The organism is Delftia sp. GW456-R20 (genome assembly GCF_001622915.1).
Classification (GTDB): Bacteria; Pseudomonadota; Gammaproteobacteria; order Burkholderiales; family Burkholderiaceae_C; genus Comamonas; species Comamonas acidovorans.
This window is the reverse complement of record NZ_LWCN01000005.1, coordinates 464,621-479,164: the sequence shown is the minus strand read 5'-3', so window position 1 is coordinate 479,164 and position 14,544 is coordinate 464,621. Positions and strand designations below refer to the sequence as shown.

Below are 14,544 nucleotides of genomic sequence, written 5' to 3'. Positions count from 1 at the left end.
TCATTGCTCGCAAACCATCATGCTGCTCATTCCTGCCATCGACCTCAAGGACGGCCACTGCGTACGCCTCATCCAGGGTGATATGGACCAGTCGACCACGTTCGGCGAAGACCCGGCCATCATCGCCCGCCGCTGGCTCGACGCCGGCGCACGCCGCCTGCACCTGGTGGACCTCAATGGCGCGTTTGCGGGCCAGCCCAAGAACCTGGTGGCCATCAAGGCCATCCTCAAAGAGGTGGACGGCCGGATTCCGGTGCAGCTCGGCGGCGGCATCCGTGACCTGGACACCATCGAGAAATACATAGACGCCGGCATCAGCTACGTGATCATCGGCACCGCTGCCGTGAAGAACCCGGGCTTTCTGCAGGACGCCTGCAGCGCCTTCGGCGGCCATGTGATCGTCGGGCTCGATGCCAAGGACGGCAAGGTGGCCATCGACGGCTGGAGCAAGCTCACGGGCCAGGACGTGCACTCGGTGGCCAAGCGCTTCGAGGACTGGGGCGTGGAGTCCATCATCTACACCGACATCGGCCGCGACGGCATGCTCACGGGCATCAACATCGACGCCACCGTCAATCTCGCGCAATCGCTGAAGATTCCCGTCATCGCCTCGGGCGGCCTGGCGGGCATGGCCGACATCGAAGCGCTGTGCAAGGTCGAGGACGAAGGCATCGAAGGCGTGATCTGCGGCCGCGCCATCTACTCGGGGGACCTTGACTTCGCCGCGGCGCAGGCCCGCGCCGACGAGCTCAGGGCCTGAACGGCCTGCGCCTTCCCTGTATCCGCGGGCGCCTGTGCTTCACAGGCGCCCGCGCTGCATTCAGCGCCTGGGCTTCAGGCTTTCTTTACGGGCAGGCGGGCATGGCCTGCCCGGCATTGGTGGCGCGCACGGTCTGCACAAAGGCATCCCAGTAATTCGGCAGCCCGGCCCAGGGGTTGCCCACGCCGGTGCTGGGCTCGAACTCCAGCTGGGTCACATAGATCCATCCCGCCTGGTAGCGGGCCGAGGCGGCCGACTGAACGGCCGTCTGCATGGCCGCGCAGCCCGACACGTTGTGCACCAGCGAGGCCTGGTGGCTGTTGGGCAGCCCGTACAGCCAGTCAAAACTCGTCGTGCGCGGATCGTAGGTGGCGTAGGTGGAGCCCTTGCCCTCGAACGTGGTCAACACATCGGCCACATCGGCATAACCGGCCACGGGCACGAGGCCCGGGTTGCCGATCACGATCAGGTTGGGATTCTTGGCCTTGATGTACTGGTAGATGGTGCGGTAGAAGTCCAGCCGGTTGGTGGTGGCCGCCATCTCGTCAATGAAGAAGCCCTTGACCAGGCCTGCGCCGTAGTGCGTGAAATAGTTGTCGATATTGGCCTGGATGCTGGCCAGCGATCGCGTGCCCGTGCCATAGCTGGAGCTCACATAGCCCACCAGCTGCCCGCCCGCGTTGGCAAAAGCGGTGGCGGCGCGCGTGATGTTCGCGTCCGGGCCACTGAAAATGCCGTTGGCCGGATTCAGGATGGCCGTCATCTGCACGGTCGGATTCGCCTGTGCGCTGGCCGTCAGCGCATTCCAGGCCGTGGCTCCCGCGCCGGTGGGATAGAAGTACGTGGGCACCAGCACCCGCAGCGGTGCAGGTGCAGGACGCAGATAGAAGGTCTGGGAAGCGCTGCCCGTGCGGCCTGCCACGGTGGCGCTGGCCTGCACCTGCTGGGGGCCCGGCGTGGCGCCGGTCAGCGAAGCCGTTGCCACGCCGGAGCTGGTCAGTGCCGAGGTGCTGACGCCTGTGGCTGCGCTGAAGCTCACCACGGTTCCATCGGCGGCATTCACGCCATCGGCCAGAACACCTGCGCGCAGGGTCAGTGCCGAGCCTGCAGTCACCACATCCCTGGCGGCAGGGGCCGTCCATTGCACGGTGACCGAGGTCACTCCGGGCTGGCCGGTGCCGCCGTCACCCCCATTACCGCCATTGCCACCGCCAGCGTTGCTGTCACCACCGCCGCCTCCGCCGCAGGAGGCCACCGAGGCGGCCAGGGCGAGCATGCCGAGTCGCAGGACAAGAGGAGAGGGAGCGTGGGAGCGTTGCATGACAGAGGAGGGCTGAGCGGGGGAAAGGCTATATTCAAGCATGAAAGTTACATCTTCCTTTCCCGCAGTAACAGCTTTACCTGCGGCCGCGCAAGCTCCCGGCGCCTGCGCCGATGCATGGCAGGGCCTGCCCGCCATCCGCCTGCGCCTGGCCTGCGGCGATACCGCCCTGGTGGCCTTGCAGGGGGCGCAGCTGCTGTCCTGGCAGGCAGGTGGCGAGGAGCAACTGTTCCTGAGCCCTCATGCCGCCCATGACGGCCACACACCCATACGCGGCGGCATTCCGGTCTGCTTTCCCCAATTCAACCAACGCGGCCCGCTGGTCAAGCACGGCTTTGCGCGCACCCTGCCGTGGCAGGCCGATGCAGCACAGGCCGAGGTTCTTGCCGGCGATGGCTTGTTCCTGCGGCTCAAGCTTGCCGATACGCCGCAGACGCGCGCCGTCTGGCCGCACTCCTTCGAGACCTGGCTGGAGGTGACGCTGTTGCCCGGCCGGCTTGACGTGGAGCTGGTGGTGCACAACCGGGGCGACACGCCTTTGGCCTTCACTGCCGCCTTGCACAGCTACCTGCGCGTGGCGGACGTGGAGCAATGCCGGCTGCAAGGCCTTGACGGCCTGCCCTACTGGGATGCCGTGGCCGACACCCATCCCACGCAGCAAGGCGACGTGCGCTTTGGCGAAGAGCTCGATCGCGTCTACCCCCGGCCCGGGAAGACCATGGAACTGGCCGCTCCTGCCGGAGGCTTGCGCATCTCGCAGGATGCCGCCTGGAGCGAGACCGTGGTCTGGAACCCCGGCCCTGCGCTGTGTGCCCGCCTGGCCGACATGCCGCCACAAGGGTGGCAGCAGATGCTGTGCGTGGAGGCCGCCGCCATCGATGCGCCCGTACATGTGGCACCCGGTGCGCATTGGCGCGCGGCCCAGCGCCTGCACAAGCTGTAGTTCAGCGCCGGCCCTGCAATGGAAAAAGCGCCTGTGAACAGGCGCTTTTTCGTTGGGGCGGGGACCGGGTCAGCGGCGCTGCATGCGTTGTGCCGACTGCGCAGGGCGCAGGCCCGGGGTGATCTGCAGCTCCACGGGGCCTTCGCCACGGCGCACATCGAATTTCGCAGCCTCGCCGGGCTTGAGCGCGGCCACGGCGGTCAGCAGCTCGGACACATTGCGGATGGGCTTGTCGCCCACCTGCACGATCACATCGCCCGGTCGCATGCCGGCCTGGGCAGCGGGGCCTGCCTGCAGCACGCCGGTGATGATCACGCCGGAGTCGGCTTTCACGCCAAAGGTCTCGGCCAGCTCTGGCGACAGTTCATTGGGCTCCACGCCGATCCAGCCGCGCACCACGCGGCCGTCCTTGACGATGCCGTCCAGCACCAGCTTGGCCGTGGATACGGGAATCGCAAAGCCGATGCCCATGCTGCCGCCCGAGCGCGAATAAATGGCGGTATTGATGCCAAGCAGATTGCCGCTGGCATCCACCAGTGCGCCGCCCGAATTGCCGGGGTTGATGGCGGCGTCGGTCTGGATGAAGTTCTCGAAGGTATTGATGCCCAGCTGACTGCGGCCCAGTGCACTGACGATGCCGCTGGTCACCGTCTGGCCCACGCCGAAGGGGTTGCCGATGGCCAGCACGCGGTCGCCCACGTCGATCTGGTCGGAATTGCCCAGAACGATGACGGGCAGCTTGTCCAGGGCGATCTTGAGCACGGCCAGGTCGGTCTCGGGATCGGTACCGATCACCTGGGCCTTGGCCTGGCGGCTGTCGGTCAGCGTGACCTCGATGTCATCGGCGCCCTCGACCACGTGGTTGTTGGTCAGGATGTAGCCGTCGGTGCTGATGATCACGCCGCTGCCCAGGCCTGCCTGCTCCTGCGTGCCCTGGTCGCCAAAGAAGAACTGGAACCACGGATCGTTGCTGCGCGGATGCCGTACCGCCTTGCTGGTGTTGATGCTCACCACGGCCGGCGCTGCCTTCTTGGCCGCAGGTGCAAAGCTGCCGGGGCTGACTTCTCCGACGGGCGTGGCCGGCGCCTCCAGCAACGCGATGCCGGCATTGCTGCGCACGGCTCCACGGCGCAGCCAGTCCGGCTGCAGGGTGGCGACGACAAAGTAGGCAGCCACCAAGATGGTGACCACCTGCGAAAACAGCAGCCAGGTGCGTTTCATGAAGTGTGGTGTTCTGTGCGGGAGTACAAGGCCTCATTGTGAGGCATGTCGTACACAGGGCGGTGGTGGGCGCGTTCGCTGGGGCGCTGGGTGATCGATGAATCACCGGACAACCGACATTGCTATATCGGGATGTGCCGATTTTTGCCTTTTTCTGAAGCGCTGAAGAACGAGTCATTTTTTTTTGTTGCGCCATTTGAAATGGGACAAGTCTTATTTAAATTGGCTTGCTAATTATTTTTTCAAGTCACGATTTGATACGGAAGAGGAATTTCAATACAATCGCGGCCCAATGAATAGAGTGGGGACGGAGGGGCTATGGAGTGGAAAGACTCGGGGAGGATTGCGCCCAGATGGCTGATGCTATTGGTTGGCGCGGTGTTTGCCATTGCAGGAACCATCGGCATTGCCTTTGCACAGGCCGCCGATGCGGTATGTGCCGAAGTCAAGATTGTCATAGAGCAAAAACTCTCGCTGGAGCGCCAGGCATTTGACGCCAGGATGGTGATCACCAATGGCCTGGCGGACCAAAAGCTGGAGAACGTCAGCATCACGCTGCAGTTCCTGGATGCGAACAACCAGACGGTGATCGCCACCACGGATCCCGCAGCCTCCGGAGCCCGCTTTTTCTACCGCACGGATGGGGTCGAGGGCATCACTTCCCTGCAGGGCGGCACGATTGCTCCCAAGGCCGTCGCCAATGTCCGATGGCTGATCATTCCCGCAGCCGGCACGGGCGGCCGCGATCCCCAGGGTGCGGTCTACTACATAGGCGCCAAGGTCACCTACACGCTGGATGGCAAGACCGACACCGTGGAGGTGGCGCCAGAGTCCATCGTCGTGCGGCCCCAGCCTGAACTGGTGCTTGACTACTTCCTGCCCCGTGACGTTCCGGGTGACGATGCCTTCACCCCCGAGGTCGAGCCTTCCGACCCCTTCACGCTGGGCGTGCGCATCAAGAACAGTGGTGGCGGCACTTCGTACAAGACAAAGATCGATACCGCGCAGCCCCGCATTGTCGAAAACCGGCAAGGGCTGCTTGTCAATTTCCAGATTCTGAGCGGCTATGTCAACGATGCGCCAGCAGGCAAAAGCCTGCTGCTCGACTTTGGCGACATCACGCCGGGATCGTCCCTGCATGGGCGCTGGAACATGGTGTCCAGCCTGGCCGGCAAATTTGTCGAATTCACGGCCGGATTCACCCATACGGATTCGCTGGGCGGTGCCCTGACGTCCCTGATCAAGACCGTCAATACCCATCAATTGGTCCAGGATGTGCGTGTCGATCTTCCAGGACGCGACAAGGTCCGCGATTTTCTGGCCCTGGATGGAGATGTCTACCGCGTCTATGAATCCGATGGCGTGGATACCGAGGTCAGCGATCAAAGCCGATCCGCCCAATTCATGCCCTCCAGTGCCACCGCCAGCCTGCAGTTCAATCCCGTGGCCAATGGCATGGCCTATGCGCGCGTGCCCGATCCCTCCAGGGGCACCCGTCTTCCCCTGCAGGTGGTCCGCTCCGACGGCTACGTCGTTCCTGGCGAAAACGTCTGGCTGTCCAGGCAGCGCAACGAGGACCTGAGCTGGAGCTATTACCTGAACCTGTTCGACGTGAACACCACGGGCCGCTACACCATCGGCCTGGTCGCTGGCGAGGCACAGGCCAGCATTGCCGGCGCGGCCTTCGAGGACCGCAATGCCAACGGGCTGCGCGATGCAGGCGAGCCCGCCATCCCCGTGCTCGAAATCAAGCTCACCGGCACGCGGGCAGGCACCGGGGAGTCGGTGCTGGCCACTGCCCACACCGATGCCCAGGGCCAATTCCGATTCGATGGACTGCTGCAGGGCAGCTATGCGCTGTCGGCTGCCGTCAGCGAGGGGCTGGTCGATGGCGCTGCGCTTGCGGGCACGGCGGGCGGCCAGTCCGCGCCGGGACGCATATCGGGCATTGATCTGGCCACCGGTACGGCGGCTGCGGGCTATCTGTTTGCAAAGCGCTCCGCCAAGGTGACCGGGCCAGATCCCGAACCGGAAGCGGACATTGGCATCAGCGTGACGGCAGCACCGGCCACCATGGCGCGCGACGGTGGCTCCACGGTCACCATCACGGCACGCAATGCCGGGCCGGCCATGGCAGCGGCCACCGTCGTCCATGTGGACCTGCCCCAGGGGCTGGAGATCGCCAGCCAGTCGGCATCGGTGGGCAGCTATTCACAGGGCCGCTGGACCCTGGGCGACATGGCCAAGGACTCCGCCCCCACCCTGGTGCTGCAGGTGCGTCCTGCAGCAGGCTCCACGGCCAGGGAATTCCTGCTGGCCGCACGCATCGGCGCGGCCACCCGCGACCCCGTCACCGGCAACAACGCGGCCAGTACCCTGCTCAGGCGCGAGCAGGAGGCCTCCGTGGCCGCTTCGCAGACCCTGGACCAGGGCCTGCGTGTGCTGGCCTATGCCGCATGCGGCGCCGATACCGCTTGCACGGACGGCAAGCGCCAGGCCCTGCAGGATCTGCTCGCGCAGGCCGATGGCTCGGTGCAGCTGGCGGTCACCCCAAGTGAGCTCCGCAAGGCCTTGCGTGCCGGCGACTTCAGCGCGCTCTGGCTCCATGGCTCGGTGGATGACCTGGCCGCTTCCCAGATGGAGGAAGTGCGGGCCGCCGTCTACCGCGGTGCCTCGCTGGTCATCGATGGCGCACCAGGCGCGTTGCCGGACACCTTGGCCGACGTCTGGGGCGGCAGCCGTTCAGGCCAGCCACTGCCTGCGGGCGTCTCTGTGCACCTGGGCGATGCAGGCTTGGGCGATGCGGCGCTGGCGCTGCAAGGCCGGGCGTGGGCGTTGCAGAATGAGGGTGCAGGCTCGGAACTGGCCCGCTATGGCACAGGGCAGACTGCTGCGTTGGGCGTGGCCCACGGCAAGGGCCAGGTGCTGGTGATCGGCTTCGATGCCCTGGCGCAAGGCGCGGTTGCGGCTTCGTGGAAAGACTGGACCAAGACGCGCTTCACTGCCCTGGTTCCGCCTGTGTCCGAGCCCATGCTGGCGCAATCTGCCGTGCGCGTCAGAACCAGCATCGCCAACCGCAGCACGCAAGCCATTGCGCTGGAGCAGGCCATGACCCTGGCCAGTGGCATGAAGCTGCGTTCCTCCTCGCCGCAGGCCGTTGTCGACGGTGATCGGGTCAGGTGGACCCTGGAGCCCGCCTCCCAGGCCGAATTGCAGGTGCAGGCCTGGCTGGACCTGCCCGGCACCTCGCTGGCCACCACGGTCGAGACGCAGTTGCGCAAGGCCGGCGACAAGTCGCTGGTGGACAGCTGGTCGCAGCCGGTCACCGTCATCGCAGAACCTCAAGCCACCGCTAACACCCGGGCCGCAGTGGCTGTGCTGGCGCAGGCCACGGCAGACCAGCGGCAGGCCGTCGAGGCATTGCTGGGCCAGGCCCGGGTTGCCATGGAGCAGCAAAAGCCGGCCCAGGCCCTCTCGGCCCTGGTGCAGGCCCAGCCCCTGTTGAGGGCGCTGCCATCCCACGGTACCCGGAATGTGGCTCTGCAATCGCTGGCGCAGTGGATAGGCCTTGTCGCCGCCCAGTGGCAGGAGGAGCCCGCTCGGGATTGGACGCTTTCCATCGTGTCCGGCGACTTGCAGTCCGCCAGGCTGGAGCAGCCGTTTGCGCTGCCGCTGCAGGTGCGCCTGCAGACGGCTGGTGGCAACCCGGTGGCAGGGCAGGAGGTCACGTTCGACGCGCCTGCCAGCGGGGCCTCCGCGCGCTTTGCCGGCGGCAGCCGCCAGGCGCGCGTGCTCACCGATGCACAGGGCCTGGCACGCAGCCCGGTCATGACAGCCACTGGCGCTGCGGGCAGCTTCACCGTATCCGCCGGCGTCGAGGCCTTGCCCGGCGGCGTGCGCTTCACGCTGGGCAACCTGGATGGCACGGCGCCCGTGCTGCGCATTGTCAAGTTGACAGGGGATGGGCAGACGGCCACCGTGGGGACGGCCTATGCGGCACCTGTACGTGTCAAGGTCACCGATGCGCAGGGCGCCGCCGTGGCCGGCCACGCCGTGGTCTTTGCGCTGCCGGATAGCGGAGCGAGCGCCGTGTTTGATGGTGGCACGCTCGCAGCGCAGGCCGTCACCGATGCGGCCGGCGTTGCCGCTTCGCCCGGGCTTCGTGCCAATGGACTGGCGGGCGCATTCGAGATGCGCGTGACGGCAGCCGGTGTGGGCGAAGCCTTGCGCGTATCCCTGCAAAACCAGGCCGCGCCTGTGGGCGGCAAGGATGTGGCCCTGCCCACACCCAGCGGCTCCGGCACGCTGAAAGCCTCGGTGACGGGCGGAGGCGCCAGCTGCCGCTTCAACCCGGACAAGACAGCCGTACGCAAGCCCGAGGGCTGGCTGCCGCTGTTCAACGTGCTGCTCTTCCCGCATGGCGTGTTCGACTACGAACTCACCGGCTGCGACGTCGGAAGCACGGTCACCGTTACCACCGAGTGGCCCAACCTGTTCGGCATCAGCAGCTACCTGAAGTTCGGGCCCACGCCCTATTCGAAGGGCCGCAGCATCTGGTACGCGCCCAGGAACCTGTCGATCAACGGCAACCGCATCAGCTACACCATCACCGATGGCCAGTTGGGCGACGATGACCTGCAGGCCAATGGCGTCATCAAGGACCCGGGCGGCCCCGTCATACAGTCCGGGCCGCTGCCTGAGGATCAGTTGACGGCGGTGCCTGGCCTGGAGGCGGCGGGCCTGGCCCTGTTGTCCGCCCTCATGGCCTTGGGCGCCTGCCTGCAGCACCGGCGCCGACGCGCCGCACGTGCAGGCGCGGGGATGGATGCATGAGCCCGCGTCGTTTTTGTGGCTTGGCGCATGCAGTGGCGGTGTGCGCAGCCGTCCTGGTGGCTGCACCATTGCGGGCGCAGACCGATGCCGAGCCGCAGTCCTGTCGGGCAGACGCGCATGCCGTACGGGACGCAAGGGCCGCCGAGTCCCCTGTGACGTGGCCCCGTCAGGTGCCGCCTCTGGCGTTGACCCCTTCCTGCTGGATGAGTCCGGCGGAGTGGCGGCAGCGCCTTGTTTCCCCTGGCGCACAGGCGGCCATGCTCGTTGACGTTCGGCCGGCGCAGCACAGGCGCGCTACCCCCGTCGCGCAGGCCCTGCAGATGGATTTGCCGCAGCTGCAAGGCAAGCGCTTTCTGATGCAGGAGGAAGTCATCCTGCTGGGCACCGGGCTGGACCATGCGGACCTTGACGCGGCATGCCGGCAATTGCGCAGCCAGGGCTTTGGCCGTGTGAAGGCTTTGCTGGGCGGCGCGGCGGTGGCCCTGCATCCCACGGCATCGGCCAGGCTGCAGGACCTGTCTGCCAGCGACTGGATCGCCAGCCTGGGACAAGGCATTGAATGGACGGTGCTTTCCCTCAGCAAGGCCCTGGACGCGGCGCCGGCTGTGCAGTCACCCGTTGACGAACAACAAACGCACCGGCTGGTCGCCACGCACGATCTGGCCATCCAACTGACCGCCATGGCCGGCGGCAAGGCACGCGGCGACCAGCCAGGAGGCCCCGCATCCCGGGCTTTGGTGGTCATAGCCGACGCTTCGACGGAGCCTGAGTTGCGTGCCCGATTGGCTGCGCAACGGGCCTCTTTGGGTGAGCGGCCTGACGCAATACCCGTGTACTGGCTGCAGGGCGGCTGGCAGGCCTATCAGTCACAGGTGGCGAGCATGCAGGCCATCGGAACAACGGCAGGCCACCGGCTTCAGGCGGCATGCGGGCGGTTTTGAGCGAGCACAACGATTGAACGAGTCAAGTATTGGGGGAGAAGTGGTGATGCAGTACAGCGTGCGAACGGATGGGTCTGTGGGTGTGTGCAGAAGGGCGAATCCTGTGCGTTGGCAGGTCCTGGCCGTGACCGCGCTGGCCCGCATGGCAGACGTGGGGAAGGCATGGCTGGCTGCCTGTCTTGCGCTGGCATTGCTGCTGGTCTCTCCCGCCTGGGCCCAGACCACGTTGAGCGGCACCATCTCCAGCCAAACGGTGTTGCGTGCCAGCCAGTCGCCTTACCTGATGCAGGGCGACGTGGTGCTCGATGGCGATGCAACGCTCACCATCGAGCCGGGTGTGACCCTGCGCATGGCCCCTGGCGCCAGTTTCCTGCTCAGGAAAGGTGCGCTGCAAGCCGTGGGCACGCCGGACAAGCCCATCCTCATCACCTCGGCGGCCACAACCCCTGCGCCCGGGGATTGGCGGCAATGGCGCATGACGGCCGGCACGCGCAGCGCCCAGACGCTGCTGGACCACGTCACCATCGAATACGGCAGCGGCGTGGTCATCGAGAACGCTGCCCCTTCCATCAACAACACGGCCTTCAATCACCACAGCGGCCCGGCCATCGGCATTGATCTTGCGTCCTCGCCGGCCGGCAAAGGCAACTCAGCCAAGGGCAATTCGCTGAACGCGATAACAGTCCCTTCGGGCACCATCCGCTCCCAAGTCATTTGGGGCATGGTCGGCATTCCCTACCTGGTGCAGCAGGGCCTCATCCAGATAGGTCAGGCGCCCTTGTCCATCGAGCCCGCCAGGCTCCGGCTCAGTCCCGGCGTGGTCGCCATGCTGAGGGTCTCGCTCGACGCGCCTGCACCTGCACAAGGCGTGGTAGTGGACATCGCCAGCAGTGTGCCCTCGGTGGCATCTGCCGTGTCGCGGGTCACCGTGGCGCCGGGGCAGACCAGCGTGGACCTGGAGGTACAGGCCAGCACCCTGGGCGCCACCCGCATCACCGCAAGCCACGCCACGCTGGGCTTTGCCGAAACGCAGATCGAAGTCGTCAATCTGCCCTCGCTGGGCCTTGTCCCTGGCAGCCCCACGGTTGGTGTCAACCGGCCGTATCCCATGACTGTGTCGTTGCCTGTGCCGGCACCCGTCGGTGGTGTGAACGTGCAGTTGGGCAATTCCGACGCCAACGTGCTCTCTGTCCCATCGTCCGTGCTGGTCCCGGCCGGTCAACAAGGCGCCAGCTTCGAGGTGACGGGCCTTGCTGATGGCAGCAGCCGGCTGACAGCCCAGGCCGAAGGCCATGCCAGTGCGCTGGCCACGGTCTCCGTGCGTGGCAAGGCACTGGTGCTGCCGGCCAGCGTCATCGTGGCGCCTGGTGCGCAGGCCAGCGTGACCATCGAAACCACTGAGCCAGCTCCCTCGGCAGGGCTGGTCGTCAGCCTCGTAGTGGAGCAGTCAGGGTTGGCGCAGGTGCCTGCGTCCGTGCAGATCCCTGCGGGGCAGAGCAAGGCAGCCTTCACGGTGGCAGGCCAGACCCTGGGCACGACCCGGATCACGGCCACGGCCAGCGGCTACCAGTCGGCGCAGGCTGCATTGCGCGTGGATGCCATCAGCCTCGACACGGATCCAGCCGCCGACCTGGTGATGAATGAGGAACTGACCAGGGTCCTGCGTGTGCAGTTAAGCAAGGCGGCTCCGCAAGGCGGCGTCACGGTGTCTGTGATCAGCCGTGATCCAGTGGTTGCTGGCGTGAACCCTGCCGAGGTGTTCATTCCCCAGGGGCAGATCTATGGGACGACGCCGATCACCGTTAAGGCGCTGACCGTAGGGCAGACCGTGCTGGATATCGCATCGCCTGGGTTGATTTCCAAGGCGATGAAGGTGGAGGTGCGCGAGAAGCTCTTGCTGGGCTTGAAAGTAGGCCGCTACGACGGAGCCAGCCGACTGCTTGTCGGCAAGGGCCTGTACAGCCACTACAACGAACTGTATGTGGAGCGCCTGATCAACGGTGTGGTCAGCGGCGGCGCGGATGCCGTGACGGTGAACCTGCGGTGTGTGGCACAGGAGGTGTGCACGGTACCCGCGACGGTGACGATTCCCGCGGGCCAGAGCCGGGCGTACGCCAATGTGGCAGGCGTGGAACTGGGGACCACCCAGATCGAGGCCACTGCCGAAGGAATGCAGGCGGCAACGCCGCTGGCGGTGGAGGTTATCAGGCCGCAGGTGGATTTCCATTACCTGGATGGATCGCGTTCGACAGCAAGTGTTTGGGACGATTTCTATGTGCAACTGAGGGTGCCGGGTGCCTACTGGTCGACAGCGCAGTCGGCCATTGATGCCCTTGCTGTCAATGTGAGCCTGACGGACCAGGAGCCGGCGGGTGTGGTCAATGGAATTTCTGCAGGAGGCAGCAGCCTGGTAAGCCAGCTCACGATTGGCAAGGGCGGCCAGTACACGAACACAGGCTATGTGGCGCAGCCGGCAACGGCGGGCACCTATCGTGTTACCGCTGAGATCCCGGGAGTGACGAGCGGCAAGTCGGATGTGCAGACCGTGGCTGCAGCGCAGCAGAGCCTGAGGGTGGGCCGCTACGACGGAGCCAGCAGGCTGCTTGTCGGCAAGGGCCTGTACAGCCACTACAACGAAATGTATGTGGAGCGCCTGATCAACGGTGTGGTCAGCGGCGGCGCGGATGCCGTGACGGTGAACCTGCGGTGTGTGGCACAGGAGGTGTGCACGGTACCCGCGACGGTGACGATTCCCGCGGGCCAGAGCCGGGCGTACGCCAATGTGGCAGGCGTGGAACTGGGGACCACCCAGATCGAGGCCACTGCCGAAGGAATGCAGGCGGCAACGCCGCTGGCGGTGGAGGTTATCAGGCCGCAGGTGGATTTCCATTACCTGGATGGATCGCGTTCGACAGCAAGTGTTTGGGACGATTTCTATGTGCAACTGAGGGTGCCGGGTGCCTACTGGTCGACAGCGCAGTCGGCCATTGATGCCCTTGCTGTCAATGTGAGCCTGACGGACCAGGAGCCGGCGGGTGTGGTCAATGGAATTTCTGCAGGAGGCAGCAGCCTGGTAAGCCAGCTCACGATTGGCAAGGGCGGCCAGTACACGAACACAGGCTATGTGGCGCAGCCGGCAACGGCGGGCACCTATCGTGTTACCGCTGAGATCCCGGGAGTGACGAGCGGCAAGTCGGATGTGCAGACCGTGGTTGCAGCGCAGCAGAGCCTGAGGGTGGGCCGCTACGACGGAGCCAGCAGGCTGCTTGTCGGCAAGGGCCTGTACAGCCACTACAACGAAATGTATGTGGAGCGCCTGATCAACGGTGTGGTCAGCGGCGGCGCGGATGCCGTGACGGTGAACCTGCGGTGTGTGGCACAGGAGGTGTGCACGGTACCCGCGACGGTGACGATTCCCGCGGGCCAGAGCCGGGCGTACGCCAATGTGGCAGGCGTGGAACTGGGGACCACCCAGATCGAGGCCACTGCCGAAGGAATGCAGGCGGCAACGCCGCTGGCGGCGGAGGTTATCAGGCCGCAGGTGGATTTCCATTACCTGGATGGATCGCGTTCGACAGCAAGTGTTTGGGACGATTTCTATGTGCAACTGAGGGTGCCGGGTGCCTACTGGTCGACAGCGCAGTCGGCCATTGATGCCCTTGCTGTCAATGTGAGCCTGACGGACCAGGAGCCGGCGGGTGTGGTCAATGGAATTTCTGCAGGAGGCAGCAGCCTGGTAAGCCAGCTCACGATTGGCAAGGGCGGCCAGTACACGAACACAGGCTATGTGGCGCAGCCGGCAACGGCGGGCACCTATCGTGTTACCGCTGAGATCCCGGGAGTGACCAGCGGCAAGTCGGATGTGCAGACCGTGGTTGCAGCGCAGCAGAGCCTGAGGGTGGGCCGCTACGACGGAGCCAGCAGGCTGCTTGTCGGCAAGGGCCTGTACAGCCACTACAACGAACTGTACGTGGAGCGCCTGATCAACGGTGCGGTCAGCGGCGGCGCGGATGCCGTGACGGTGAACCTGCGGTGTGTGGCACAGGAGGTGTGCACGGTACCTGCGACGGTGACGATTCCTGCGGGCCAGAGCCGGACGTACGCCAATGTGGCGGGCGTGGAACTGGGCTCCACACAGATTGAAGCTACGGCCGTTGCCCTTGATCCAGCCTACTTCAATGTGGAAACCGTCGCCGCTTCTCTCCGCCTTCAATATGTTCCATCGGAATTGAGTGCAGGCGGGACAGCTGGCTCCATTTATGTCACGCCGGAAGTACCGGGGGCCTACTGGTCAACAAGCCAATACCCTGCTGCTCCCCTGACCATCACCTTCACCAGCTCCGTCCCCTCCGTAGGCACGATCACCGACAGCGTCACCTGGAATGCCAACTCGGGCAACTCGGGCTACGCCACCTTCACTGCGGTCGCCCCCGGAACCACCCAGATCACGGCCAGCTCCCCCGGCTTCACGCCGGCGACCAGCGGCCCGATCACGGTGAACCCATAAGAAAGAGATGAGCATGCA

The 14,544-nt window shown here is 65.6% G+C and carries 7 protein-coding genes; 5 read left to right on the top strand and 2 right to left on the bottom strand.

Annotated features, from left to right (window positions below; all coding sequences use genetic code 11):
* Window positions 1–19: 19 nt before the first annotated feature.
* Entirely contained in the window at window positions 20–760 is a 741-nt protein-coding gene (gene hisA, locus A4F85_RS26100; RefSeq protein ID WP_012207316.1) for a 1-(5-phosphoribosyl)-5-[(5-phosphoribosylamino)methylideneamino]imidazole-4-carboxamide isomerase, read from the top strand.
* Window positions 761–845: 85 nt separating this feature from the next.
* On the opposite strand, the gene A4F85_RS26095 is transcribed toward hisA, so the two are convergent.
* Entirely contained in the window at window positions 846–2,036 is a 1,191-nt protein-coding gene (locus tag A4F85_RS26095) for a spherulation-specific family 4 protein (RefSeq protein WP_063328246.1), read from the bottom strand.
* Between the two features lie 85 nt (window positions 2,037–2,121).
* On the opposite strand from A4F85_RS26095, the gene A4F85_RS26090 reads away from it, so the two are divergent.
* Window positions 2,122–3,024, top strand: coding sequence for a D-hexose-6-phosphate mutarotase (locus A4F85_RS26090; RefSeq protein WP_082848295.1), 903 nt, complete (start codon window positions 2,122–2,124; stop codon window positions 3,022–3,024).
* A gap of 69 nt (window positions 3,025–3,093) precedes the next feature.
* Here the strand turns inward: A4F85_RS26090 and A4F85_RS26085 are convergent, their stop codons facing one another.
* Entirely contained in the window at window positions 3,094–4,245 is a 1,152-nt protein-coding gene (locus tag A4F85_RS26085; RefSeq protein WP_013800805.1) for a S1C family serine protease, read from the bottom strand.
* Between the two features lie 360 nt (window positions 4,246–4,605).
* On the opposite strand from A4F85_RS26085, the gene A4F85_RS26080 reads away from it, so the two are divergent.
* The 3 genes from A4F85_RS26080 (at window position 4,606) to A4F85_RS26070 (ending at window position 14,526) form a co-directional block, all read left to right on the top strand.
* Complete coding sequence (locus A4F85_RS26080) at window positions 4,606–9,078, top strand: IPTL-CTERM sorting domain-containing protein (protein ID WP_197485532.1); 4,473 nt, start codon at window positions 4,606–4,608, stop codon at window positions 9,076–9,078.
* Window positions 9,075–10,019, top strand: a complete 945-nt coding sequence (locus A4F85_RS26075) for a hypothetical protein (RefSeq protein WP_152547232.1) — start codon at window positions 9,075–9,077, stop codon at window positions 10,017–10,019. Before A4F85_RS26080 ends, A4F85_RS26075 begins: the two co-directional genes overlap by 4 nt.
* Before the next feature lie 124 nt (window positions 10,020–10,143).
* Complete coding sequence (locus A4F85_RS26070; protein WP_156517062.1) at window positions 10,144–14,526, top strand: carboxypeptidase-like regulatory domain-containing protein; 4,383 nt, start codon at window positions 10,144–10,146, stop codon at window positions 14,524–14,526.
* Window positions 14,527–14,544 lie beyond the last annotated feature (18 nt).

Bases quoted from the DNA above. Each gene is read 5' to 3' on its own strand.
- hisA (WP_012207316.1), top strand. From the start codon at position 20: ATGCTGCTCATTCCTGCCATCGACCTCAAGGACGGCCACTGCGTACGC.
- A4F85_RS26095 (WP_063328246.1), bottom strand. From the start codon at position 2,036: ATGCTCGCCCTGGCCGCCTCGGTGGCCTCCTGCGGCGGAGGCGGCGGT.
- A4F85_RS26090 (WP_082848295.1), top strand. From the start codon at position 2,122: ATGAAAGTTACATCTTCCTTTCCCGCAGTAACAGCTTTACCTGCGGCC.
- A4F85_RS26085 (WP_013800805.1), bottom strand. From the start codon at position 4,245: ATGAAACGCACCTGGCTGCTGTTTTCGCAGGTGGTCACCATCTTGGTG.
- A4F85_RS26080 (WP_197485532.1), top strand. From the start codon at position 4,606: ATGCTATTGGTTGGCGCGGTGTTTGCCATTGCAGGAACCATCGGCATT.
- A4F85_RS26075 (WP_152547232.1), top strand. From the start codon at position 9,075: ATGAGCCCGCGTCGTTTTTGTGGCTTGGCGCATGCAGTGGCGGTGTGC.